Origin of the sequence: Butyrivibrio sp. VCD2006 (assembly GCF_000423925.1) — a bacterium.
Classification (GTDB): Bacteria; Bacillota; Clostridia; order Lachnospirales; family Lachnospiraceae; genus Butyrivibrio.
The window spans coordinates 60,260-85,760 of the sequence record NZ_KE384106.1 but is presented as its reverse complement, the minus strand read 5'-3'; the positions used below and the strand labels follow the sequence as shown (position 1 = coordinate 85,760).

Annotated in this window: 18 protein-coding genes and 2 pseudogenes; 2 read left to right on the top strand and 18 right to left on the bottom strand. The window is 39.0% G+C overall.

Annotated elements, in window-relative coordinates; all coding sequences use genetic code 11:
- The 6 genes and pseudogenes from G586_RS25260 to G586_RS23795 all read right to left on the bottom strand — a co-directional run.
- Nucleotides 1–4,247, bottom strand: a pseudogene (locus G586_RS25260) (hypothetical protein); the annotation flags it as partial.
- A 388-nt stretch (nt 4,248–4,635) separates the two neighbouring features.
- Nucleotides 4,636–5,118 carry a DUF6672 family protein gene (locus G586_RS0118305; protein ID WP_026528875.1) on the bottom strand — a complete coding sequence of 161 codons (483 nt, stop codon included), beginning with the start codon at nt 5,116–5,118 and terminating at the stop codon, nt 4,636–4,638.
- Complete coding sequence (locus G586_RS0118300) at nt 5,111–6,217, bottom strand: ABC transporter permease (RefSeq protein WP_026528874.1); 1,107 nt, start codon at nt 6,215–6,217, stop codon at nt 5,111–5,113. Before G586_RS0118300 ends, G586_RS0118305 begins: the two co-directional genes overlap by 8 nt.
- Nucleotides 6,214–7,284 carry an ABC transporter permease subunit gene (locus G586_RS0118295; protein WP_026528873.1) on the bottom strand — a complete coding sequence of 357 codons (1,071 nt, stop codon included), beginning with the start codon at nt 7,282–7,284 and terminating at the stop codon, nt 6,214–6,216. The genes G586_RS0118300 and G586_RS0118295 overlap by 4 nt, the downstream gene beginning before the upstream one ends.
- Nucleotides 7,285–7,297: 13 nt before the next feature.
- Nucleotides 7,298–8,890, bottom strand: a complete 1,593-nt coding sequence (locus G586_RS0118290) for a sugar ABC transporter ATP-binding protein (protein ID WP_026528872.1) — start codon at nt 8,888–8,890, stop codon at nt 7,298–7,300.
- Between the two features lie 60 nt (nt 8,891–8,950).
- Nucleotides 8,951–9,856: pseudogene (locus G586_RS23795) on the bottom strand (DUF3798 domain-containing protein); the annotation flags it as partial.
- A gap of 177 nt (nt 9,857–10,033) precedes the next feature.
- Between G586_RS23795 and G586_RS0118280 the strand changes: the two are divergent.
- Nucleotides 10,034–11,548 (top strand): carboxypeptidase M32, encoded by a 1,515-nt coding sequence (locus tag G586_RS0118280; RefSeq protein ID WP_026528871.1) that lies wholly within the window; start codon nt 10,034–10,036, stop codon nt 11,546–11,548.
- 432 nt (nt 11,549–11,980) lie between these two features.
- Here the strand turns inward: G586_RS0118280 and G586_RS0118270 are convergent, their stop codons facing one another.
- The 7 genes from G586_RS0118270 to G586_RS0118240 form a co-directional block, all read right to left on the bottom strand.
- Nucleotides 11,981–13,150 carry an NAD(P)-dependent malic enzyme gene (locus G586_RS0118270; protein ID WP_026528870.1) on the bottom strand — a complete coding sequence of 390 codons (1,170 nt, stop codon included), beginning with the start codon at nt 13,148–13,150 and terminating at the stop codon, nt 11,981–11,983.
- A gap of 71 nt (nt 13,151–13,221) precedes the next feature.
- A complete protein-coding gene (locus G586_RS23790; RefSeq protein WP_035773562.1) occupies nt 13,222–14,121 on the bottom strand; it encodes an Ig-like domain-containing protein in 900 nt (299 codons plus the stop codon).
- Nucleotides 14,122–14,367: 246 nt separating this feature from the next.
- Complete coding sequence (locus G586_RS0118260) at nt 14,368–15,627, bottom strand: 6-phosphofructokinase (protein WP_026528869.1); 1,260 nt, start codon at nt 15,625–15,627, stop codon at nt 14,368–14,370.
- Between the two features lie 223 nt (nt 15,628–15,850).
- Complete coding sequence (locus tag G586_RS0118255; RefSeq protein ID WP_026528868.1) at nt 15,851–16,198, bottom strand: hydrogenase maturation nickel metallochaperone HypA; 348 nt, start codon at nt 16,196–16,198, stop codon at nt 15,851–15,853.
- A 224-nt stretch (nt 16,199–16,422) separates the two neighbouring features.
- A complete protein-coding gene (locus G586_RS0118250; RefSeq protein ID WP_196811637.1) occupies nt 16,423–19,191 on the bottom strand; it encodes an FAD-dependent oxidoreductase in 2,769 nt (922 codons plus the stop codon).
- Between the two features lie 126 nt (nt 19,192–19,317).
- Nucleotides 19,318–20,442 carry a DUF5692 family protein gene (locus tag G586_RS0118245; protein ID WP_026528866.1) on the bottom strand — a complete coding sequence of 375 codons (1,125 nt, stop codon included), beginning with the start codon at nt 20,440–20,442 and terminating at the stop codon, nt 19,318–19,320.
- A 132-nt stretch (nt 20,443–20,574) separates the two neighbouring features.
- Nucleotides 20,575–20,991: a LysM peptidoglycan-binding domain-containing protein gene (locus tag G586_RS0118240; RefSeq protein ID WP_026528865.1), complete on the bottom strand. Its 417-nt coding sequence runs from the start codon at nt 20,989–20,991 to the stop codon at nt 20,575–20,577.
- A 401-nt stretch (nt 20,992–21,392) separates the two neighbouring features.
- On the opposite strand from G586_RS0118240, the gene lexA reads away from it, so the two are divergent.
- Complete coding sequence (gene lexA, locus G586_RS0118235) at nt 21,393–22,007, top strand: transcriptional repressor LexA (protein WP_026528864.1); 615 nt, start codon at nt 21,393–21,395, stop codon at nt 22,005–22,007.
- Between the two features lie 114 nt (nt 22,008–22,121).
- Here lexA and rsfS read toward each other — a convergent pair whose 3' ends face one another.
- From rsfS to obgE, 5 genes are all read right to left on the bottom strand, one after another.
- Nucleotides 22,122–22,487: a ribosome silencing factor gene (rsfS, locus tag G586_RS0118230; RefSeq protein WP_035773559.1), complete on the bottom strand. Its 366-nt coding sequence runs from the start codon at nt 22,485–22,487 to the stop codon at nt 22,122–22,124.
- Nucleotides 22,480–23,073: a bis(5'-nucleosyl)-tetraphosphatase (symmetrical) YqeK gene (yqeK, locus tag G586_RS0118225; protein WP_026528862.1), complete on the bottom strand. Its 594-nt coding sequence runs from the start codon at nt 23,071–23,073 to the stop codon at nt 22,480–22,482. The genes rsfS and yqeK overlap by 8 nt, the downstream gene beginning before the upstream one ends.
- A 23-nt stretch (nt 23,074–23,096) precedes the next feature.
- Nucleotides 23,097–23,756: a nicotinate-nucleotide adenylyltransferase gene (gene nadD, locus G586_RS23785; RefSeq protein ID WP_051204906.1), complete on the bottom strand. Its 660-nt coding sequence runs from the start codon at nt 23,754–23,756 to the stop codon at nt 23,097–23,099.
- Between the two features lie 65 nt (nt 23,757–23,821).
- On the bottom strand, nt 23,822–24,118 hold the full coding sequence (gene yhbY / locus G586_RS0118215; protein WP_026528861.1) for a ribosome assembly RNA-binding protein YhbY: 297 nt from the start codon (nt 24,116–24,118) through the stop codon (nt 23,822–23,824).
- On the bottom strand, nt 24,102–25,496 hold the full coding sequence (gene obgE / locus G586_RS23780) for a GTPase ObgE (RefSeq protein ID WP_081674457.1): 1,395 nt from the start codon (nt 25,494–25,496) through the stop codon (nt 24,102–24,104). The genes yhbY and obgE overlap by 17 nt, the downstream gene beginning before the upstream one ends.
- Between the last annotated feature and the right edge of the window lie 5 nt (nt 25,497–25,501).

The following is a 25,501-nucleotide window of genomic DNA, read 5'->3' as shown; positions in this document are numbered from 1 at the left end:
GCAGCTTTCTTCTCTTCCTCTGCTTTCTTTGCCTCCTCGGCAGCCTTCTTTTCTTCCTCTACCTTCTTAGATTCTTCAGCAGCTTTCTTTTCTTCCTCTGCTTTCTTTTTTTCTTCAGCCTTCTTAGCTGCTTCCTGCTTTGCAGTTTCTGCAGCAGATACTGCATCATTTACTCTACCTGCTGCATCATTGGCATTAGTTGCAGCGGTTCTTGCATCATTAGCTGCAGTTTTAGCTTCTGCAGAGACTGTTTCATCTGCGTTCTTAGCAGCATTATCTGCAACCTCTGCTGCAGAGTTTGCACTCTTAGCAGCGTTTTTAGCGGCATTGATATCTGCATCGGAACTGTTTTCATTTATTCCTTCAGCAGCCTTGTTAGCTACATCTGCTGAAATCTTAGCGAGCTCTTCAGCTGCTCTTGCTGCATCGATTGCTTCTTTTACTGCTGTATTGGCAAGCTCCTGTGCCTTTGCAATTGCTTCAGGATCTCCGGTAGCTTCTGCAGTTTTCTTAGCTTCTTCAGCAGCATCTACTGCCTTCTTTGCATCGTCGATTGCCTTTTTAACTGCATCCTCTGCGGCATTAATCTTATCTATTGCGTTTTCAATGTTCTCATTGCTTGGATCATTTATTGCTGTATCAGCAGCATTCTTGGCTTCTGAATTTTCATCTGTTGCTGATTTAGCATCAGATACTGACTCTATCGCAGTATTGATCAGGTCGCTTGCATTGTTTGCAGCTTCAGTAGCTGCATCCTTTAATTTCTGCGCGTCTTCTTGTGCCTTCTTTGCTTCTTCAGCTAATCTCTCTTCTTCTGCCTTCTTAGCAGCTTCTTCAGCAGCCTTTTTAGCATCATCAATACTCTTTGCAGTTGATTTTGCATTATCAGCAGCTGTGGAAGAAGCCTCAACCTTAGCCTGGATTCCATCCTCTTTATTAAGCTCATCCAGTAAATCTTGTGCTTTACTACTTGTTGCAGTGTAGTTAATTTCGTCAGCGGCTTTCTTTGCAGCATCTGCTTTTGCTTTTGCATCTGTTATTGCATCTTGTGCAGCCTTTACAGCATCAGCTGCAGCATCTGCAAGATCATTAGCAGCTTTAATCTCCTCAGCTGTTGAATTCTCATTAAGCTTTTCGGCAGCTTCTTTTGCTGCATTTGCAGCATTTGTAGCTTCTTCGGCAAGTCTTTCAGCTTCGCTCTTAGCGACCTCTGCTTCAGCATATGCCTTAGAAACTGAAATTTTAGCTTCCAATTCATTGATGATTGCAAGAGCTTTTTGGGAATCATTTACAGCTGTGTTTGCATATTCTACAGCTGTATTTGCATCTTTAGTTGCGTCTTCAGCTTTGCTTTTAAGATCATCGTAACCGAGGAGCTCTATATCACGCTTTAAATTTTCAGCATTCTGTTTTTCAGAAAGAGCAGATTCCTTAGCGGAATTTGCAGCATTTATAGCTTCGTTAACTGCATTCTTAACAGCATCAATTTCATCATTTGATGATGTTACCTTAAGATTTTCAGCAGCTGTCAATAAATTTTTAGCTGTTTTTTTAGCAGCTTCTGCTGACTTTTTTACTGCATTGGACGTAGATTTTGCAGTAATTATTGCAGTCGAGATTGGATTCTTCTTTTCATCCTTAATCTCTTCTATATTCTGCTGTATGCTATTAGCTTTATCTATAGCAAGTCGAGCTTTTTCATTTGCTTCTTCTAGCTCAGTAATCAATGCATTAACAGTATTTACTTTTTGAGCGTCGGATAAGGAATTTGCAAGCTCTTTAGCTTTATCACACCTGGCTCTGGCATCATCATAAGCCTTTAATGCATCATTTGCGAACTTCGCAGCTTCATCTGCTAATTTACCTGAATTAGATATTTCAGATGCTTCTGAGTTGACATTTAATACTTCTGCAGCTTTTTCTGCATCTGTAGCTTTCAAATCAGCATTTTTTGCTAGTTCACTTAAATTCCCAACTGCATTTATAGCATCATTTACAGTAATCTGAAATTCCACTCCGTTTACAACTGTTAACGTTTCTGACGCTATTCTTGAGGCTTCTGCGGCAACCTTTTCTGCATTTACCAGAGTTACTTGCTTTACTTCAGCAATATAATCTATTAAATCTTTTTTGGTAGAAACAATATTTTTAAATTCCTTTTCTCTTGTTTTCTTTATAGTAGAATTTGCATTGGTAACAGTATCATTTGCTCTATTAATGAGAGTCTTTACATCTTCTATTTCCTGTAAAGATGATTTTGTGCTTAAACTGTTTGCTTTGTTCTTTGCTTCTTCCGCAAGATTTTGGGCATCGTTAGCCTGTTGCTCAACTACATTTTTATTTATAACAAAATCCATATATCTGGCAAAAAAATCATAAGCTTTCGCTCCATATAAGTCGTTACCTTCTAAATCTTTCGTTCCATCAAGTATTAAGACTAAATCTTTTTCAAGTTCTTCTGCCGGATTTCCAACGCCTCCGGAATTTTTAGCAGTATATACAATACCTCCTCTATTGATCAAAGTGGAAGCCCCTTCTTGGACTTGCATAATAAGACTGATTACGTGATTTACTTCATCTTGAGAGGGAAAATTGGCAACATCATTAATAGATGCAGCTTTATCAAACTTAACCCTGACATAGTCAAATTCTCTTGTTGCATCCTCCCATAAATTTTCTATTTTTTCTGTTTCTTCAATTGCTTTGGCTAATATTTTCTGATATTCTTCTTCGCTTGTTACAATGCCATTTTCTTGATTATAAATATCTCTAGCATCGTTAGCTGCAGCACGCGCTTCTATTGCATAGTCATATGCATTAGATTCATAAATTGAAGGGTCTTCTGCTGAAGAAGACAATCGATATACGAGAAGCTTTGCAACATAATTATCCGTTTTTGATGCTGCATTTTTTGCAAGCATCACTTTTTCTCGATAAGTTGCTGCTTCTCTCTTAGCGATGGCATATTCGTTTTCGGCTCCGGTAGCTGCGTTTTCTAATGCTTCTACATCATCCATTGAAGGATGATAATCTTTATTTTTACGCTTCTCGTTATGTTCTTCTGCAAGTTTTTCATATTCTTTAGCTTCGTCAGCTGCATGTTTTGCTGCATCAAAAGCATTATAGGCTTCTTTACAATAGTTTATAGCATCCTCTGCAGCTTCTTTCTTGTCTTTCTGCTTCTCAGCTTCTTCAATTTCAGCCTGTTGCTCTCTCTCTCTTTCTTCATCGGATTTTGGCGCGGTTGAACCATCCTGATATATATGCTCAATAGCAAACTGCCTCAAACTATTTAAAGCATCTTGAGTCTGAGTTGAGTATGCACTGGGTTTTTTCACAGGTGTATCATATACGAACTCAATTTTGGTTATGTGAAAATATCTATACGGATCATAAATCTCATCATGGAACGCACTATTTGACATTATTCCAAGATACTGAACTTTGCCACAATCAGGATATAAGCTATAAAGTGACTGACCATTATGATTATGTGATACCCATGCTTGCTTACCGGCACTATCATAGAGCTTAAACGAAACACGCATATCCTGTCTGTCAGAATAGATATTTAACTGTTTAAGAGAACCGGTGTCAATTGTAGTAGGAAATTTTACAAAGTAGTATTGCCAGTTCTTTATATATTCAAGACTACCGTCTGTAATGATGTCTGCGGTATTAACAGTGTGTCCTGAACTGAAACGCAACTCATTAGCAGAATAGCTATATTTGTTTTGTTTATTTTTTTTCGTATTAATTGTTATAGAGTTTACATAAAGACGTGTCTCTCCACTTTTTTGCCCAAAGAAACCTATGAAGCGAAGCTTTCCAGCATAATCCGGTTTAACAGTAATATTACCGTTACTATCCCCATGAAGATCATACTTAATCATTTTTTGTGTAGAATCGCTAGGTTCTTCGGCAAACAATCTGATTGCAATATCATTATTCTGATTTGAAACATTAATTACAATACTTTCAATATCCTTGGTATTATAATCTCTACCAAGATCATGGCTCCAAGTCTGCCAAGTTGTTAATGTCAGACCATTATAGTCATTAGCTATTTGTTGTTCTTTTCCCCTATACCCCATAAGAAATGTGAGTATCTCACCTTCTTGAGCATAAGAACTTATACTATTGAGATTAAATACACCTATGGCTATTGCCATAGACAGAAAAAATGCAATAAATCTGTTACCCATCTTCTTCATAACTATTTTTACTCCATTGAATAAATCATACATTAAGTAAACTTATACAATAATATACGTTTCTATGATTTTTTTCAAGGATTATTTATAATTTCATCAAAATTAACAATTATTAAATCATATGGTTATTAATTATGCGCATGATGAAAATAAATTAAAGAATACATATAATACTGTTATAACACTTGTTATCAACAATATTTTCTGACTTTTTGTTAATGAATTAACACTTCAAAACACGATAAAAATTTTCCCAAGTCTATTAAGCTTAAATTAATTAAATATAAAATATGTGTAAATTTTATTATTATTACGATAAAAAACAGGATTCAATGACCTCATAGAATCATTGAATCCTGTTTTGAATGTGACATTTATTTTGAGTAATTTTCGATTATCTGTACTGATAAGTTAAATTAAATTACTCACCGAAATCCATCAGTCCTTCGGTCTCATCAGTTACTACTTCTTCATCCTCAAGCTCTTCAGCTGAAGGTGTAGGGATGAATTCTTCTAAATACGCATCCTGTGGAAGTCCCGCAAGCATTCCGGGAAGATTTAAAATAATTCCATCCATGCTATAGGGTAAGGGAAGTCCAACCTGTACCTTTGAGGTTTTGCCGTCCTTTTCCTTAGTGACAAGAAGCTGCATATTGAAGTTCTGGCCCATAGTAGATACCATTCCGCGCTCTCCTGCTTTAAGAGATGCAACCTTTTCTCCATTTACAAGGACATCAATCTTATAAGGAACTTCATCCACTGACTTTTCACCATACTCTAGTGCTTTATTATCAAAGTATACTGTGTGGCCTCTGCCGATAATAAACATTGCAACTGCAATTAGGATGAGGATGATAAGCGCAGCAATGCGATATATCAAGCTCTTTTTCTTTGACTTATCCATTTACTTCCTCCTCCTGCTCAAGTGCAAGCTGTGCGCTGGCTCTTGATTTATTCTTTCTCTTGTTGGTCTCATACATGATGAGGGCAACAGTAATAACCGCATATGAAACAAATACGCGGAAATACTCACCGATCATTGAATCACCTGTAATTACGGTACCGGCTTTAGGAGCAACAATAAACATCGTATGGAACAGGATGATTCCAAGGAATACGTTACCAATTGAAGCCTTATCTACAGAAGCACCACCTACAAGAAGTGCAGCAATACAGAACATACCGATCTGTGAATGTGAGCTGTATGTTGCAATATTACCCATATTCTGAAGGTAAATGATCATTCCGATACCTGCAAATACTGTTGAAAGAACCATTGAAATAATTCTTGTGCGCTCAACATCAATACCTGCATCCTTTGCTACTTCCATATCCTGACCTACAGCTCTCATATCCTGACCAAGCTTGGTCTTTCTGAACCAGATAATAACAAGGCACAGAATGAATACGATTATGAATGTAGCCACCGGAATCTTAACACCTGCAATTGAAAGCGGAATCAAGTTGTCGAGCTTCTGTCTCATGGATAAAAGAGAAACTGTATTTCTTACACCATAACCACGAGGAAGCTTAATTGTGCTGTGCTTAATTGGAATAACGGGTCCCATAAGGTAAAGCACTACGAGCTGATAAATACCGTTTATGAAAAAGCTGATGATGTAGCTCGTGATCATCTCTCTACCCTTAGCCATGTTAAGGACTTTTCCGCAGAAAAGACCAAGAAGGGCTGAAATCGGGATAGATATGATCATTGCAAGTACCATACCGGGAATTCCTACTATCTGCCAGTCACATACAAGAATAAGTCCGATTTCTCCTGCCATGGCACCAAGTGTCATTGAAAAGTTAAGTCCCATTCCTGCCATGATAGGAATTAACAGACTTAGTATTAAAAATGCATTACGTCCCATTCTGGTTACAATCTCATTTGCAAGATAGCTTGGAGAAAGACCTGAAATCGGTGCGCAAACAGCGCAGATTATGACAAACATAATGGGAACCGAAAATCTTCTGAGGTAATCACCTATATTTTTATTACTCATTTTGCTCCCTCCGTTTTTCTTGTAAGTGCATACAGAATCATGCCGTTGGAAACAATTATTCTGATAACCTCACTCATATCAAGATGTATCATATTATTCATTACAGTAGGTGTCATTGTAACAATACCCTGGAAAAGGATTGTTCCGATAATAACGTTCATAATGGAGGCTTTGTTAACTGATGCACCACCTATAAGGATTGCAGATACAGCAGGAAGAGCCATATAGAAAGGAGCCATGTAAAGCTGTATAAATCCGAAGCCCTGCTCATAAACAAGGATTCCTATTGCTGCAAGCCATGTAGACATAACAACAGAGATAAGTCTTATCTTGTTGACGTTAATACCTGCTGATCTTGCAAATTCAGGGTTTGATCCAACAGCGGTCATAGCTGTTCCTGTCTTTGTATGAAGAAATGCCCACATCAAAAATGCAAGAAGCGCAAAGAATAAAAGCGCACCTGTAGGTATTGAAAGATTGCCGATATTTATCTGAAGAATCTTTGCAAGAGCCTGAGTATAGTAACCTTCGAGTGAAATTGTTGTTCTAAGACCTTTTCCTGCCATACCCCATACCATGTTCGGGCTGTGGTAAGGAAGAAGAAGCCACATCATACACATGAGAGAAACTGATGAAAATCCAACATAGGTTGCGATCATCATCTCTCCGCCTTTGATTTTATTAAGGAGCCATCCATATACACTTCCGAATACTAGAGCAAAAGGAGTTGCAAGAAGTGCTGCCATGAAAAATGACACTGGTCCTGTAAAACCAAGCTCAATTGAAAGTGTAGCTCCAAGAAGTCCTGAAATTATTCCAAGAGGAAGTCCAAAGTTAAGTCCGCATCCGGAATGTACCATGGGAACCATGGCCAGAACCAGGATACCGTTCCAACTGAAACGATTTATTATGTTAGATATCTGTGTGGGAAGATCTGCTCCCACGAAAGGTGAAATAACAAGTAAAAGTACAAGGAAGCCTGTTATTATAAGTCTCGGAAGACCAAATTCCTCGGCTACTTTTTTCACCTTATCTTGAAAAGTGTTTTTTGTAGTCTGTTCGCTCATCACCTATAACTCCTTAACAGTTTTGCAGCATTAATTCGCCGAATTTTTCAAGCTGTTCGCCGGCAGGGAGAATACCTGACACCTTACCGCCTGATACGATTGCTATTCTGTCACAGGTTCTGCGAAGCTCTTCAAGCTCAGAAGATACCATGACAATTGTTACGCCTTTTTCTTTGTTGAACTTCTTAAGAGCATCGAGTACCAGCGCTTTTGCGCCAACGTCAATACCTCTTGTAGGTTCACTTACGAAAAGGAGCTTTGGTTCAAGAGCAAATGCTTTTGCAAGACATACTTTCTGCTGATTACCACCTGAAAGCTCTTTTGCTTTCTGAGTGGAACTTGTACATTTTATCTTGAGTTCATCGATATATTTATCGGTTACTTCTTTAATAGCAGCATCATCCCTCCATTTGATAAGTCCGCCAAGGTATTTCTTAAGGAACTTATCCTGAATCTGCATGGCAGGGAATGATATGTTCCATTCCAGTGATTCATCAAGAAGAAGGCCAACTCCTCTTCTGTCCTCAGATACAAATGCAAAGGAAGAATCGAGACATCTTCTGGGATTGTTAAGAGGAATATCAATTCCGTCAAAGGTTACTGTTCCGCCGGCCTGGTAAAGTCCCATAACACCGTTAGGGATTCCAAGCTTACCCTGACCTGCAAGTCCGCCGATTCCAAGTATCTCACCTTCTCTAACGTCAAGGTTAACGTTTCTTACAGTCTCACCGGGCATGTCTACCCAAAGTTTTCTGATAGACATTACAATTTTCTTATTAACTCCGGTGTCTTCTGTTACATAATCTGCATCAGAGCCTTCCACATCACGTCCTACCATCCATTTTGTGATCTCAGCGATGCTTGTATCCTTTGTCTCTGACTCATTTACAACGTAGCCATCGCGCATAGTTATTACTCTGTCACAAACAGAAAGAATCTCACCAAGTCTGTGAGTGATGAAAATAACAGCTATTCCACGTTTTGACATACCTCTTATAGATTCAAGAAGAGCTTCTGCTTCTTTCTCTGTAAGAACCGCGGTAGGCTCATCAAGTATAAGGAGCTTGAGCTGCTCTTTTGAAAGCTCTCTTGCTATTTCCGTAAACTGCTTATGACCTACAGGCATATTGCTTGTAAGCATATTCTGATCTATGTTAACGCCCATTTTCTTAATTGCTTCAGCGGCGCGTGTATCCATATCCTTACGATCCAGCGTATCCATACGATCGCTGAAAAGGTCTGAAAGAACACTTTTTTTCTTGGATTCTCTGTTTAAGAGAATATTTTCAGTGGCTGTAAATCCGGGAATCAGTGAAAACTCCTGATGTACCATTCCGATACCTTTGGCAATTGCATCAAAAGGTGACTGGAAGGAAACCTTCTCACCGTTCAGAATAATATCTCCGCCATATCCCCCTGTTTCGCGGATAACATCTGCTCCGAACAGAATTTTCATTAGTGTGGATTTTCCGGCACCGTTTTCGCCACAAAGTCCGATAACCTCGCCCTCTTTAAGTGTCAGGTTAATATCGGTAAGGACCTGATTTCCGAAAAAGTCCTTCTTTATGTTTTTCATTTCAAGTAGTGGTGCTTTACCCATTTTCATAAAACCTTTCTTTTTTCTTAAAATATGGGGAGATAAGAATCTCCCCATAGTAGGTAAATCTTATTTTGTTGTGAAGTACTTCTCAGGAACTTCGATTTCTGTTGAACCCATGTACTTACCGGGATCACCCATGATATATGTATCCTGATAGATAAGGAATGTATTGTCTGCCTTAACACCTGTGTCAGCATTTGTATAGTTTGAACCGTTCCATGCTGCACCGGGTGAAAATACCTCATATGCCTTGGAAATATCATCGATGTTTGTAAGCTCGCTTGTTCCATCGATTACGTTCATAGCGTGCTGTGCAAGACCTGCAGAAACTGTGTATCCATAAGAATAAGCCCATGTTCCGAATCTGCCTGCGCCGCCTTTTTCTACAACTGCGCTCTCAACCTTTGCAAGGATCTTAGCAAAGTCACCGGCCTCTTCTGTGAGGTCAAGGCCAAGTGCTCCGGGATATCCCATAAGAGGTGAAGGAAGGTCTGCTTCGATGAAGTAACCACCGTTCTCAAGAAGTCCACGAAGAAGGGGCTCTGTATGAGCGTCGTTTGTACAGAAGTAAGCTGAATTCTGACCATACTTCTCAACCCACTCCGGAACGTGCTCTGCGATGTATGCCTGAGCTCCGGGAACACCTACGTCTGTTGTCGGATCGGGAGCTGACTCCATAACGAATTCCATACCAAACTCTTCGCAAGCGGCTTTCATGATAGCAACACGACGGCTCATTGTCTCATAAGAGAGGTGGCGAGGGAATGAAATGTGTACGAATGTATCACATCCAAGCTCGTGAGCTGTGCGGATGATAAGGTATCCACGTGCTACGAAGTCGTTGTTACATACAAGATCAGCTGCGCTTCCGATCTCAGGAAGATCCTCGTGTGACTCACCTGCGATACAGATGATATCTGGTCTTCTCTCCTTGATCTGACGGAATGCTTCAGTTGTTCCGGGTATAAATTGAAGAATACAATAAAAAAAATCAATGACATTATTATTTTCGTAATATTTTGTATGAATTTTTAAAATAAGTGTATATTATTGAAGCTTAATTTAAGCTGATATAAAATACATATATCATAGATTCCTGTATTTTTTCTGAGGAAAAACAAAAACCTATAATTAGAAAGAGAGAAAATAATGACTAAAGAAACAATGGAAAAGCTTGAGATTGTCAGAAAAACAGAGAAGAAAATGGAGATTTACCGGCATGCATGCAATGTACTTTCCTATGATCAGGAGACAATTTGCCCTCCTAAAGGCCGGGAGTCACAGGGCGAAGTATCTGCTTTCCTTGAAAATCAGGCATTCAAGCTTGCAAAAAATGAAAAATATATAGAAGCCTGTGAATATATATACGAACACAGAGACGAATTAAATGACCTTGATAAGGTTCTTGCTGAGAAGAATTATAGAAATTATGAAAAGGTCAAAAACATTACACCTGAAAAGAATATGGAAATATCTCTGGTATATAATAAGGCATTTGTAGACTGGTCCGAAGCCAGAGAAGCTTCCGATTTTTCAAAATTCAAAGAATCTCTGTCGAAGGTATATGAAATAAACAAAGAAATCGTGGCACTAAGAGGCAATAAAAATGCCGGTTGTGTTTATGATGAACTTCTTGATGATTACGAACGTGAAATAACTACTGAGGTTCTTGATGAGTGCTTTGGCAAATGTAAGGAACGTCTCCTTCCTCTCCTTAAGAAGATAACAAGCAGTAAAAAGAATATTCGTCGTGATTTCATGGAAATCGAAGTCACTGATGATCAGCAGGCAAAGATGGCGAAGTGGCTCCTTGAGACAATTGATTTTGATCTTCAGCGCGGTGCTTTTACCACTTCCGAGCATCCCTTCACAAATGAGCTTGGTAAGGATGACATAAGAGTTACGACTCACTACTACCCTAATTACTTCATCGGTAGCATGTATTCAATAATTCATGAAGGTGGTCATGCTCTTTTTGCAAGTCTTCAGCCAAGAGAGGATTTTGATCATTTCCTTCAGAATTCCATGACAATGGGAATGCATGAGTCAGTTTCAAGATTTTATGAAAATAGAATCGGTAGATCCAAGGAATTTGTTCATTTGATTTATCCTAAGGTTTGTGAGGTTTTCCCTCAGGTCATGAAGGATGTATCTGAGCACGAGCTTTATGAAGCAATAAATATAGTTGAGCCCTCACTTATAAGAACCGAGGCTGATGAACTTACATATACTTTCCATGTAATTATCCGCTACGAGATTGAAAAGGCTCTGTTTGAAGGCAAAATCACTATCGATGAGCTTCCAAATGTTTGGAATGAGAAGTATAAGGAATATCTTGGAATTGAGCCTGAAACTGATAGGGAAGGAGTACTCCAGGATGTTCATTGGACATTTGGCTTTGGCTATTTCCCTGCTTATGCTATTGGAAACATGTACAACTCCATGTATTACAATCGTATGAAAAATGAAATCGATATAAACGATCTTGTGTCTAAAGGTGATTTCAGAAGTCTTAATAAATGGATGGCTGATAATGTATTTAAGAAAGCTAACAGACTTTCACCTTCAGAGTGGATCAAGGATATCACAGGTAGAAATCTTACTGCCGATGATTTCCTTGATTATATTGAAGAAAAATATACTGAGATTTATGAATTAGGATGATTCTTTTATGTCTTCCCCTTGGGGGGAAGCTGTCGACGAAGTCGACTGATGATTTTAAATGTCTTCCCCTTGGGGGGAAGCTGTCGACGAAGTCGATTGATGATTTTAAATGGCTTCCCCTTGGGGGGGAAGCTGTCGACGAAGTCGACTGATGAGGGGTAATAGCTGGATTATAGAGCCCCTCATCCGGCACTTCGTGCCACCTTCCCCCAGAGGGGGAAGGCTTTTTTTTGTATTTTTTAAAGCCTTGCTGCTCTGGAGGAAGATTTTTTATTGTTAAAGCCTTGCTGCTCTGGAGGAAGATTTTTTATTGTTAAAGCCTTGCTGCTCTGGAGGAAGACTTTTTTATTGTTAAAGCCTTGCTGCTCTGGAGGAAGACTTTTTTATTGTTAAAGCCTTGCTACTCTGAGGGAAGCTTTTATATCGTAATTTTTAAAGCCTTGCTACGCCGCACTCTCTTGCTGACTCAGCAACTGCCTTTGCAACAGCAGGTCCGACTCTCTTATCAAATGCCAGAGGCAGAATGTATTTGTCATTGAGTTCCTCGGGAGCTACAAGATCAGCGAGAGCATAGGATGCAGCTCTCTTCATCTCTTCTGTTATATCCTTGGCACGAACATCAAGAGCGCCTCTGAACAGTCCGGGGAAGCAAAGAACATTGTTTATCTGGTTAGGATGATCGCTTCTTCCTGTACCAACAACAGCTGCACCTGCTTCAAGCGCTTCTTCAGGCTCAATCTCGGGAACAGGATTAGCCATCGGGAATACAATTGCACCTTCATTCATTGATGCAACCATCTCTTTACTTACAATATGAGGCGCACTTACACCAATAAATACATCAGCTCCCTTCATGGCATCTGCCAGATTTCCTGAGAACTTTTCAGGATTGGTCACCTCTGCCATCTGAGCCTGCGCAGAGTTCATCTCAATTCCTTCGCAAAGGATACCGTTTCTATCTACCATCTTAAGATTCTTAACACCGAGATTGAGTAGGTGCTTACCTATTGCAATACCCGCTGAACCAGCACCGTTAATTACTACCTTTGCCTCTCCGATCTCTTTCTTTACAACTCTGAGGGCATTAATAAGTGCAGCACCAACGACTACTGCAGTTCCGTGCTGATCATCATGGAAAACAGGAATATCACATATTTCCTTAAGCTTCTTCTCGATTTCGAAGCATCTTGGTGCTGCGATATCCTCAAGATTAATTCCACCGAAAGATCCGGAAATCAAATATATAGTACGAACTATTTCATCGACATCTTTGCTTCTGATGCAGATAGGAAAAGCGTCAACATCTGCAAATTCCTTAAACAGTGCACATTTTCCTTCCATAACAGGCATTCCTGCTTCAGGTCCGATATCGCCAAGACCGAGTACTGCTGTTCCGTCTGTTATAACTGCTACAAGGTTGTGACGTCTTGTGAGTGTATAGGATTTTTCATAATCCTTCTGGATTTCCAAACAGGGCTGAGCAACTCCGGGGGTATATGCCAGAGATAAATCCTCTTTATTCTCAACCTTAACTCTTGAAACAACTTCGATTTTACCCTGCCACTCCCCGTGCAGACGCAGTGATTCTTCAGAATAGTTCATTTTTCATTCTCCTCTTTAAAATTGTAAATAAAAATCCCACACTTCATTCTATGTCATGTGGGATTAAATAGCTATGATAATTTTGCATATTGTGAAAGAATACGTTTCCAAATCTTAGTCGTAGGACGTGGCAGATAGTGAACACCATCTCTGGAATCGACTTTTAGTTTCTTTTTAACGATGTAAGAATATAGATCTATTATGGGAATGTTATTTTTCTTGGACCATTTTTTAAGTTCTTTATTGTACTTTTTCATTAATCCATTGTTAAAAACAATTATTCCTATCTCATCAAGAAGTGCATCTTGAACCGGACCAACAGTACAAAGCACGATCTTTTTTCCCATACTTTTGATCTCATTGTAACAATACTTATAATTTGTAAAGCTTCCTCTGTCATTCGCACCCATCCATGTAACTACAGAGTCATAGGAATCGGGATCAACCTTCCCAACAACCTCGTTAATGTACCAGAATTGAGCACCGGCTCTTGCGTAGACATACATGCCGTTTTTGATTACACCGCACAGCTCAATGTTTGATTTGTTGAACATATATACTGATCTGGAATCACCGATGAAAAGCGTTCTCGGTATGGATTTAACTACTGTAACTGTAAAGGTGCAGACGATGTGATTCCCTTTTTTCTTTTTTACTGTAATTTTAGAAGTGCCATAGTCTAAAGCTGTAATGTTTCCTTGTGCATCTACAGTTGCAATATTTTTGTTCTTTGAACTAAATTTCAGATTCTTAGGGTTTACCTTCTTTTTTTCAATAATATTTATTCTGAATGAGTCACCTTTTAAAACAGATTTTGTAAACTGTCTGTTTTTTGAAGTTACATATAGATTCTCGTTATTTGACGCGTATGCATGTATTGCCAAATTGCATTTTGAAGTCAATGGGCAAAAAAGCATTAAGACTATCAGAAACAATATTGATGAAAATATAATAGAAATTCTATTCTTCATACTAACAACCTTCTTCCTAAATCTTATTATATCAAATGAATAGTATTCAAAAAGTACAAAACTTATTAAATATCACATTTTATTTTGACTTTTCAGAAATTAAGGAAAATAAAAGGACAGGTATAAAAACCTGTCCCTTAATATTATAAGATTGTTAAATTATTTGCAATAAAAATGTTAAATTTCGACAAAATTAGACTGAATTGATTCATTTAGGCTAATAAATAAATAATTTGAACAAATTTATTACAGAAGCTCCTGGAATCCGGGAACAAAAAGGTGTCTCGGTATACCATCAACCATGATAGGTCCTACATCGCCCTGGATAAGAGGACGTACATATGTAATGAACTCATCTGTTACATAAGTACCTTCCTTATTGATCCATTCTCTGGGAACAAGACGCTCGTCGTTAGCAATCTTGTGTACATCCTTAACCTCTGTACCTGCCTGATAAGGATCATCTGAAAGTCTCTCGATAACTACCATCTTGCCGCTATCGCCTTCGTCAGCTGCCTTCATTGCAGCACCACCAACTTCATAAGCCTCAAGGATATCAACACGTGAAGCGCAGTGGCTTGCAGCTCTCTGAAGTGTAGAAAGCTCAATAGCTCTTGTCTTACAACCGATTTCAGTTGAAAGAACTGTGCAAAGGTATCTTGCTGTACCTGTAAGCTGCTTATGTCCGAAAGCATCAACGTACTCTACGCCGTTGTCATACTCACTGATGTATTTTCCGTCCTTATCGTGAATACCTTCAGAAATAGCGATAACAACATTAGCCTTCTCTTTAAGAAGCTTTCTTGTCTTATCAACAAATTTCTTAACATCGAAGGGAAGCTCAGGGAGATAAATTGCATCGGGTCCATCACAGTCCTCTCCTCTTGAAAGAGCAGCTGATCCGGTGAGCCATCCAGCGTTTCTACCCATGATCTCAACAATGACAACCTGACCATGTTCGGTCTCAAGACTCCAACCATCACGGATGATCTCTTTTACTGAAGTACCGATGTACTTAGCAGCTGAGCCATAGCCGGGTGTGTGGTCTGTAAGCGCAAGGTCATTATCGATAGTCTTAGGACATCCGACGAATCTTACACTAGAACCGGAAATAATAGCATAATCGGAAAGCTTTTTGATGGTATCCATTGAGTCATTACCACCGATGTAAATAAAGCAATCGATTTCAAGATCAGTCAGAATCTGGAAGATCTTCTCGTAGGTCTCCTTGCTCTCGAAGATCTCAGGCAGCTTATAACGGCATGAACCAAGATAAGCTGAAGGTGTTCTCTTCAAAAGCTCAGCATCAAGACCAGTCTTGATATGCTCAGCGAGATCAACATAGCGGCCTTCCATCAGTCCCTGTACACCATGGATCATTCCGTAAACCTTCTTGTATCCACGGTCTATAGCAGTACGATAAACACCTGCAAGTGAAGAATTAATTGCAGCTGTAGGTCCTCCTGACTGTCCAACAATAACGTTTCTCTTCTCCTTAGTTGCCATGGTTGTGTATACCCCCTTAACCTAGTATTTTGTTATGCAACATGCATATATTTTATAATAAAAAGTACTACTTGTCATTAAAAATGTATAAACAAGACAATCAAATTATTCAATACATTAAAAAAACTCAACTTATATCATGGATATAAGCTGAGTTTTTCGTTAAATTAGATTAATTATGTAATTATATATAGCTATAAGGGGTACAATCTATAAAAATTACTTACTCTGATATTTCAATTTCTTTAATCAGAAATTCGTTGCCTTGGACAAGATATGTCTTTTCACTTCCGCAAAAAGGACATATTCTGCCATGTGCAATAGTTCCGTACTGTTTCCCGCAATCCTGGCATTCAGTAATAGCAGGTATTGTCTCAATAAGAAGCTCGGTACCGTTTATAAACTCCTGCTTTTCAGAAGCCCATTTCCAGCAATCTGTGAGGAAATGCGGTATTACAGTCGAAACCTCTCCAAGTTCCACAGTTACTTTTTCAATCTTCTCTATATTATTTTCGTCCGCGACAACTTTAAGATCGTCGATGATATGAAAAACTACTCCAAGTTCATGCATAAGAGCCCTCATCCGGCACTACGTGCCACCTTCTCCCAGAGGGAGAAGGCTTTTGAAAAACTAAACTACATGCTTCTAGATATAATTATTTTTTCTAACAGGTTAGTAAATAAATATACTACATGCTTCTAGATATAACTTATTTTTTCTAACAGGTTAGTAAATAAATATACTACATGCTTCTAGATATAACTTATTACTTCTAACAGGTTTGGAAAATTTACTTACTTATTTTTCTTCTTGAATTTGATATTTATTGCCTGCTTTGCTGCGTAGGGAAGAATGTACTTAAGCTTATCTTCGCTTCTTCTCATTACACTGCACTCAGGATTCTCTCTGTAGAGATGGATTGCATCAAATTCACATTTTGTTGTACAAAGTCCGCATCCGATACACTTATTTGTATCAACAACAGATGCACCACATGAAAGACATCTTGCTGTCTCCGCCTTAACCTGCTCTTCTGTGAATACAAGCTTGGCATCTCTGAAGGAATGCTTAGGATCAGCAATTTTATCGCTCTTACCGGGTATCTGTCTCTTACATGTATCATAGTCCTTGACAAGAATGTTCTCTTTGTCAAACTCCTTGAAATCATTGCGGTTTCTACCGATAGTAAGTGAAGAATTCGGCTGTACAAAACGATGAATTGAGATAGCGCCCTGCTTTCCTGCTGCTATAGCATCAATTGCAAATTTGGGTCCTGTATAAACATCACCACCTACAAAAATGTCAGGCTGAGCTGTCTGGTAAGTAAGTGAGTCAGCAACTGCTCCATTTCCTCTTCCAAGCTCTACCTTTGAACCATTAAGTAAGTCACCCCAAACAATGCTCTGACCGATACTAAGGAATACATGCTCGCATTCTACTGTTACAGTGTCGTTTTCATCGTACTGAGGATTGAATCTTCCGTCAGCATCCTTAACAGAAGTACACTTCTTGAAGACAATTCCCTTGACCTTACCATTTTCTGTAAGAATTTCCTTAGGGCCCCATCCACAGTTTATCTCAACACCATCTTCTTCAGCTTCTTCAACTTCTTCATCTGAAGCAGGCATAATGTCTCTTGTTTCAAGACAGAACTGCTTTACAGAGGTAGCTCCGCATCTTACAGCGCTTCTGGAAACGTCAATAGCAACGTTACCACCACCGATAACAACAGCTTTTCCTTCAACCTTAAGTGTTTCATCATCAGTCACTGAATGAAGGAAATCAACAGCTGTCACAACACCTTCAGCATCCTCACCGGGGATACCTGCTTTTCTACCGCCCTGGCAGCCGATTGCAATATAGAATGCTTTGTAGCCCTGGCTTCTAAGTTCATCAAGTGTGATATCCTTACCTACTTCGATACCGGTCTTGATCTCAACTCCCATCTCCTTGATGATATCAATTTCAGCCTGAACAACATCCTTCTCAAGTTTATAAGAAGGTATACCATAAACAAGCATGCCGCCTGCTCTTTCGTTTTTCTCAAAGATGGTGGGCTTATAGCCTTTTTCTGCAAGATAGAATGCACATGAAAGACCTGCAGGACCACCACCGATAATAGCTATTTTCTCATCAAACAGGCCATTTACCTTAGGAATAACCTTTTCAGGTATATATCTGGTATCAGCATTAAGATCGCGGGCAGCTATGAATTTCTTTACCTCATCGATAGCTACTGCCTGATCAATAGTACCTCTGGTACAAGCATCCTCACATCTTCTGTTACAGATATGTCCGCATACAGCAGGAAGTGGATTGTTCTTCTTGATAAGTGCAAGAGCTTCTGTATACTTGCCCTGAGCTGCAAGCTTAAGATAACCCTGAACTGCTATATGAGCAGGACATGCTGTTTTACAAGGAGCTGTTCCTGAATCGTAACAGTTGATTCTGTTATTATCTCTGTAATCCCAGTCCCAGTCATCCTCAGTCCATTTCTTCTCACTGGGAAGAACATGCTTAGGATAGGTTACCTCTGAACCATCCTTCTTACAAAGCTTCTGACCAAGCTTAACAGCACCTGCGGGGCATACCTCAACACAACGTCCACACGCAACACAATCCTGCTTTGTTACTTTTGCAACATATGCAGAACGTGACATATTGGGAGTATTATAAAGCTGTGATGTTCTAAGAGCATAACAAACATTTACATTACAGTTACAAATTGCAAATATCTTGTTTTCACCATCGATGTTTGTAATCTGGTGAACAAAGCCGTTATCTTCTGCCTTCTTGAATATTTCGAGGGCTTCCTGCTTAGTTATATATCTGCCACCCTTGCCGGTTTCTACAACATAATCAGCCATATCACCGACTGCAATACACCAATCATTTTCGTCATCTGCACATCCTTCATCGTATGTCTTACGTGAGCGTCTGCAAGAACAAGGACTGGCAGCATATTTTCCTTCATACTTATCAAGCCAGTGAGAAATATGTTCAAGTGAAATGGATTCATTATTCATATCAATAGCTTTTTCGACAGGAATAACGTGCATTCCAACACCTGCTCCACCCGGAGGTACCATAGGAGTAATCTTCTCCAGAGGAAGTGTTGTCATATAATCGAAAAACTTACCCATTTCAGGGTGAGCCTCTATAAGCTCCTTATTCATATTGGTGAACTCAGCACTGCCGGGAACATACATAGGAACAAGGTACTGCTTTTCTCTTTTATCATTCTCCCAGTTATACTCTACAAGACCGGTCCATGACATATGATCAAGCAGCTCCTGAAGATGCCCTTCTTCAATTCCGGAAATTGCTTTTAGCTGCTCAAAAGTTTTGGGTTTTCTTACTCCCATTTTGAGCGCAAGTTCAGCTTCTTCATCACTTACAATAGCTGATAGTGCCCAATACTCAGGATCATCGTTAGTAAGCTTCTTAAATCCAAGATGATAAGGTACTCTGTCTGTAATCATCTTGCCAAGCTTAATAATAGGTTCACGCATAACTGCATCATCCTTGACGTATGAGGGCTTGAAAGGTGGTTTCCTACCCATATAAAATCTCCTCCACTAAATAAAATCTAACCTAAAAAACGCTCCTTCTTTTTAGGCCAAAAATATAGAGGGCAAATGCCCTCTATATTAAATATTGAATAGCATTAAGTTCAAAAAATATCTAAATTATGCCTTCTCAGCACGATCCATTGCAAGCTGGAAGTCCTTAGTATCCTCGAATACATTATTAGCATAAGGGTTCTTGCCAAGCTTAACTGATCTCTTGATAATCTCAGCTATGCAGATAACATTGATAGCGATAGAAAGAATTGCTACAAAGCCCTGAGCTCTGGGATCAGCTGTGATACCCATGGAAGCAATAATCTCTCCTGCCTGTGCAGTCTTACCAGCACCTGAGTTGTAAAGCTCGATAGCCTTAGCATAAAGATCCATTGTTGTAATTCCATTAGCTGTTGCTCCACCATAAACTGAAGGAAGCGCAGCTGCGAATTTACTCCAAAGCTGGAATCCGGGAACTACCTGAGCCCACATGCACCAGATTGCAAGTGTATTTGCACGGTTCTGGATCCATGCACCCTTGTTCCAGAATGCATTAGCAAATGTAGGAGCAAGAAGAAGTGCAACACCGCAATACCATGTATGAGTAGGAAGATTAAGGTAAGTGTACTCGAAATTCCATACATCGTATGCAAGGATAAACCATACTGTCATATCAGGCCAAAGCATGTCTGATTTGTTCTTATCGTTAGATGTGTAAAGGTGAACAACACCTGTCATGCAGAAGATATTGATCATACCTGCGAGGGCATTAACAACATTCCACCATCCACCGTAGATAAATACACCTTCATTAGAAGCCCACCATGCTCCGCTGAGATTGCCTGTAATGTTAAATGCTGCAAGAGCAGATTCCATATCGGAAACATTAGCGATCATGATGTTAGCAGCTACGATAAACCAAGGGAACCATGCAAACCATTTTTCTTTACCGATTCCCCATTTGTACTTGATCATCATAAAGCCTACGCAACCAATATCAGCAGCATAAAGCTTGAAATAATGGAACCAACCATCCATATAAGCCACTGTAGGATTGCTGGCACCGCCAAAAGCTCCAAGATGAGCAGCAATGAAATAAACTGTAAGTATTGTGGGAATTATTACAAAAACAAGAATTCCGCCTGCTTTAGTTCTTCTACCAATTTCATTCATAAGAATCAGGCCAGCAAAAACAAGTACCCAACCTAAAAGCTGTGAACTTGCACTTGGACCATAAAGTTGAAATAGCATAAGACACCTCCATAAAATAATACATTATTAACTAGAATAATAATGCAATATATGAGTGGCAAATGCTATTGGCAAATGTTATATATTTTACTCTCAATTTTTGGATACTATTATTTATTTTGTAGTTTCCATTTATTTAATAAAATCTTCATAATAGGGCACAAATATTTTAGTTCCTGCCTTTAGCTCTGTCTTAGTAGATATTCTATTGATATCAGCAATGTCACAGGCAAGCTCGTCTGCATTCCTATAATGAAGATTATCCATATATTTCTCAGCAAGACTGTGTACAGAATCTCCTTGGACAACACTTACAGATGAATAATAGCGGTACTGCTTGTGAGCCACACTTGAACTTGCATCTGACTTAAAGGAAAAAGTAAGAACCAGGGCAAGGAATATGATAACGGAAGCTGAGACACAAAATGTAATTATTCTTCTGCGAAGCTGTCTCTCTCTTCGACGCTTATTGTTCATTGAACGAGCAAAGCTCCTCTCACAATTCTCAGAATAACTATAAGACTTACCACCAACTGTAACCTCTCTCATCTCTACACCTCCGAATTCGAACAAACGTTACGAACAATTGTTCTTAAAATGAATATATCGAACATTCATTCTTTTGTCAATGTATTTTTCGTACATTTGTTCTCAAAATGAATATTAAATAATCTTAAAAAAATCATTCGTTTGTGTTCATAATTTGTTCATATTTATAAAGTATTATTTATATCAAGATAGTTGATGAACGAAATCACACTATCTCCCCCTCATAAGAAAATCGCAGGACACTCACAGCAATGTGAGTGTTTTGTGATTAATGCGGTTTCTTTATGTATTTATCTTACGAAATCCCCTGTCCAATAAAAAGTACAGCGAATATATGTTTGCTTTAATTAAATTTTTGTGTTAAACTGAACACAGGTTCTAAATACTTATGGAGGTATGCTATGGAAAAAGGTAAAATTAGCGCTAAACAGCAGGAAATTCTGGATTTTATCAAGGATAAGATTCTGGAGAAAGGATACCCTCCGACTGTAAGGGAGATCTGTGAAACGGTTCATTTAAAATCCACATCTTCTGTTCATTCTCATCTTGAGACTCTGGAGAAAAACGGATATATCAGACGTGACCCCACTAAGCCTCGTACAATTGAGATCTGCGATGATTCCTTCAATATGATCCGCACTGAGATGGTCAATATCCCGGTTATAGGACAGGTTGCAGCAGGCACTCCTATTCTTGCCGAACAGAATATTGAAAGCTACTTCCCTATTCCCGCAGAGATGTGTCCTAAAGGACAGATGTTCATTTTAAATGTCAAAGGTGATTCTATGATCAACGCCGGAATATTTAACGGTGATCGTCTGTTTGTTGAGGCCTGTGATACAGCCAGAAATGGTGAACAGATTGTTGCTTTGATTGATGATTCAGCGACTGTTAAGACCTTTTATAAAGAGAAGGGACACATTAGACTTCAGCCTGAGAATGACACAATGAATCCGATTATCGTTGATAATTGTGAGATTCTTGGACGCGTATTTGGTGTTCTGAGACTTTACTGATTAACTGATATATGATTTTAATAACAAATTTCTTATAAGCAAAAAGAGCAGGTTTTTATGCCTGCTCTTTTGATTATTCATAAATAATTAATTAAAATCCTTCGATATAAAATATTAAAGGTCTTCCTTTGAAAGTCTTTTTCCGTCTCTCCAGATTCTTTCAAGGTCATAGAAAAGTCTGTTTTCCTGGTCAAAGATATGTACGATGATATCGCCAAAATCCTGAAGAATCCAAAAGGCACTCTCATATCCTTCAACATCCTTCTTCTCATATCCTGCTCTGCTAAGAGCTTCTTCAACTCTGTCAGCCATTGATTGTATCTGAGATCTGTTTGTACCGCTTGCTACAATGAAGAAATCTCCAAGTGTTGATACTTCGCTGATGTCGATGATCTCAATATCAGAGCCCTTAGTATTTTCTATTGCTTCAACTGCAATTTTAACCATGTTCTTTGAATTCTCAATTGTATGTTCAGCCATTTTTTACCTTATCCTTTTCTAAATAATATGCGTAAGTCTCCTCAGTCATTGGATCGCTTTCTTTATCTATATTTTTTAGATAATTCAAAGTATCTCTCAAGATATAAAGCATGCATTTATCAAGATCCTTAAATGCTTCTTTTCTGATTTGATCCATATGTTCAAGAGGTTTTCTGTTGGGTTCAATGAAATCCGCAATAAATACTATTTTTTCCAAATCTGTCATACCCGGATGTCCGGTGGTATGCCATCTTATTGCAGATAATATCTCTTTGTCATCTACTCCATAACGATGTTCTGCCAGACACATACCTGCTTTAGCATGAATAAGAGATGGATTTCTCTTCTCTATGTCAGAGATCTCAACTCCATATTTTTTGCAGATCTTTATTTGTTCGTCATGCTCCAGATTCTTTGCGCAATCATGCAAATATCCTGCTATCAGTGCTTTTTCAACCGAAATATCATGAACTGCCGCCATATTAGCAGCTGTATAGGCAACTCCCAGGGTATGATCAAATCGGTCTGCATTAAGAACAAGCTTCATTTCTTTTCTTAGTTTATGTGATATCTCAATTATTTTCATACTTGAAGGATCCAGTCTTAATATTAGCCATTATAGATTCTGACATCATCATCGTCATTAGGTGTAATAGGCATACCGGTAAATATGTTCTTAAGACAAGCAAACTCGATAACAGAATCAGGGAGCAAGTATCTTACGGACCTTCCGGTTTTCATTCTGGCTCTGATATCGCTGCTGGACAAATCAAGATTTCTGAATTGAAGTATTCTGATGTCAGCGCCGTATTTATCATGTAAATATCTTCTTTGCTGATCCATGTCTTCAATTGTCATATTATCTCTGACAGCTGCTAGAATTACACAGCTCTTAAATATCTCTTCGCTCTTGTACCAGCTCTCAATCTGTCTGAAGGTGTCACCTCCAAGAATAAGATATATCTCATCTCCGGGATACATCTTGTTAAGTTCATGTAAGGTATCTATTGTATAGCTATTGCCTTCACGATCAATTTCAAGTCGTGAACAGGTAAAATAAGGGTTATTCTCAATCGCGAGCTTAACCATCTGATATCTCAGTTCTCCGGGTGTTATACTGTTTATGTCCTTCATATAAGAACAGCCACTGGGAATAAAAATTATTCTGTCTAAGCCGAACTGCTCTCTTGCTGCCTCACCAAGTATAAGATGAACATGGTGAATCGGATCAAATGTACCGCCTAAAATACCTATTTTTCTGCCTGCCATATTTAATATACCTCGTTGTCATTTTATTTTAACATTTGAAGCCTAAATATCTGAGCTTTTAAGTCTTACTTAGGAAGCTTTATCTCGGGATTTTCATGGAAAGGTTTATAAAGTACAAACTTTCTGCCGATTACCTGAACAAGTGTTGATCTTGTTCTGTCAGCAACTGTGTTTGCAACTTCCTTAACATCATCGCCGCAGTTTTTAAGAACTGAACCTTTGATAAGTTCTTTATTATTGAAACACTCTGAAACAGCCTCTGTAACCTCGGGGGTAACAGCTGATTTTCCAATCTGGAAAACAGGCTCAAGATTCATTGCAAGTCCTTTTAAATAAGCACGCTGCTTACTCGTTAAATTCATCTTCGTCCTCCGTATCAATATCTATATTATCATCCAGCATCTCATCTTCGCTCATATCAGGAGCTTCTTCTTGATCTGCATTTCTGTAATAGTCAAAACTATGTCCGTACATCCTTACTGTATCGCCTTCCTGAATACCAAGTGCCTCAAGCTGATCGAGGATACCTGTCTCCACAAGGAAATTCTGGAAAAACGCGAAGCCCTTCTCAGATTCAATGTTAGTATAACCAAGCATCTTTTCAATCTTAGGACCTTCGATTACGTATTCCTTAGCCCTGGAATCATATTCTACAGTAAATGACTCTACTTCTTCCTTAAGCTCAAGCTCAGGATCATACTCGCTTTCAAAAACAACAGTATCTTCACCGAGTTTATCAAGCTCTCTGCTTATATAGTATAACAGCTCATTAATTCCTTTGCCAGTAAGCGTTGATGTGGCAAAGACTTTTACACCCTGAGGTTCAAATTTATCTCTGAGTTTCTGAATTATCTCAGAATTTTCACCATCGGGTAACATATCAATCTTATTAGCTGCAATAACCTGTGTCTTTTTGGTTATATCGGCATTGTACTTGGCTAGTTCGTTATTAATTGCCTCAATGTCTTCAAAAGGATCTCTACCCTCAGTTCCTGCTGCGTCTACAACATGAATCATCATTCTGGTACGCTCGATGTGTCTTAAGAACTCGTGACCAAGTCCTGCACCATCGGCTGCGCCCTCAATAAGACCGGGAATATCAGCAACAACAAAGCCTCTTGCATCGTTCAGATCTACTACTCCGAGAATAGGAGTAAGTGTTGTGAAATGATAATTTGCGACCTTAGGCTTTGCATTTGAAACTTTAGTCAAAAATGTTGATTTTCCAACATTAGGAAATCCAACAAGGCCAACATCTGCGATCATCTTAAGCTCAAGTAAAATCTCAAGCTCCTTCGCCGGTTGACCGGGCTGTGCATATCTGGGAGCCTGCATAGTACTTGTGGCATAATGCATGTTACCGTTACCGCCACGTCCGCCTTTAAGCAGAACAACTCTGGTGGTATCGCCTGACATGTCAACGATTACTTTTCCGCTGGCAGCTTCTTTAATAACTGTACCCTGGGGAACCTTAATAACGATGTCAGAGCCTTGTTTACCATGACATCTTCTTTTTTCACCATCGCCACCATTCTCAGCCTTATATTTTCCGCCGTAATGGAAATCAGAGAGAGTATTAATTCCAAGATCAACCTGGATGATTACGTCGCCGCCTTTTCCGCCGTCGCCGCCATCCGGTCCACCATTAGCAACAAATTTCTCTCTTCTGAAGGATACGTGTCCGTCTCCGCCCTTGCCACTTTTTACAAATATTCTCGCTCTATCTACAAATGCAGGCATCTCTT

What these genes read in the sequence shown, in the direction of transcription:
- G586_RS0118305 (WP_026528875.1), bottom strand. Translation starts at nt 5,118, where the DNA reads ATGGATAAGTCAAAGAAAAAGAGCTTGATATATCGCATTGCTGCGCTT.
- G586_RS0118300 (WP_026528874.1), bottom strand. Translation starts at nt 6,217, where the DNA reads ATGAGTAATAAAAATATAGGTGATTACCTCAGAAGATTTTCGGTTCCC.
- G586_RS0118295 (WP_026528873.1), bottom strand. Translation starts at nt 7,284, where the DNA reads ATGAGCGAACAGACTACAAAAAACACTTTTCAAGATAAGGTGAAAAAA.
- G586_RS0118290 (WP_026528872.1), bottom strand. Translation starts at nt 8,890, where the DNA reads ATGAAAATGGGTAAAGCACCACTACTTGAAATGAAAAACATAAAGAAG.
- G586_RS0118280 (WP_026528871.1), top strand. Translation starts at nt 10,034, where the DNA reads ATGACTAAAGAAACAATGGAAAAGCTTGAGATTGTCAGAAAAACAGAG.
- G586_RS0118270 (WP_026528870.1), bottom strand. Translation starts at nt 13,150, where the DNA reads ATGAACTATTCTGAAGAATCACTGCGTCTGCACGGGGAGTGGCAGGGT.
- G586_RS23790 (WP_035773562.1), bottom strand. Translation starts at nt 14,121, where the DNA reads ATGAAGAATAGAATTTCTATTATATTTTCATCAATATTGTTTCTGATA.
- G586_RS0118260 (WP_026528869.1), bottom strand. Translation starts at nt 15,627, where the DNA reads ATGGCAACTAAGGAGAAGAGAAACGTTATTGTTGGACAGTCAGGAGGA.
- G586_RS0118255 (WP_026528868.1), bottom strand. Translation starts at nt 16,198, where the DNA reads ATGCATGAACTTGGAGTAGTTTTTCATATCATCGACGATCTTAAAGTT.
- G586_RS0118250 (WP_196811637.1), bottom strand. Translation starts at nt 19,191, where the DNA reads ATGGGTAGGAAACCACCTTTCAAGCCCTCATACGTCAAGGATGATGCA.
- G586_RS0118245 (WP_026528866.1), bottom strand. Translation starts at nt 20,442, where the DNA reads ATGCTATTTCAACTTTATGGTCCAAGTGCAAGTTCACAGCTTTTAGGT.
- G586_RS0118240 (WP_026528865.1), bottom strand. Translation starts at nt 20,991, where the DNA reads ATGAGAGAGGTTACAGTTGGTGGTAAGTCTTATAGTTATTCTGAGAAT.
- lexA (WP_026528864.1), top strand. Translation starts at nt 21,393, where the DNA reads ATGGAAAAAGGTAAAATTAGCGCTAAACAGCAGGAAATTCTGGATTTT.
- rsfS (WP_035773559.1), bottom strand. Translation starts at nt 22,487, where the DNA reads ATGGCTGAACATACAATTGAGAATTCAAAGAACATGGTTAAAATTGCA.
- yqeK (WP_026528862.1), bottom strand. Translation starts at nt 23,073, where the DNA reads ATGAAAATAATTGAGATATCACATAAACTAAGAAAAGAAATGAAGCTT.
- nadD (WP_051204906.1), bottom strand. Translation starts at nt 23,756, where the DNA reads ATGGCAGGCAGAAAAATAGGTATTTTAGGCGGTACATTTGATCCGATT.
- yhbY (WP_026528861.1), bottom strand. Translation starts at nt 24,118, where the DNA reads ATGAATTTAACGAGTAAGCAGCGTGCTTATTTAAAAGGACTTGCAATG.
- obgE (WP_081674457.1), bottom strand. Translation starts at nt 25,496, where the DNA reads ATGCCTGCATTTGTAGATAGAGCGAGAATATTTGTAAAAAGTGGCAAG.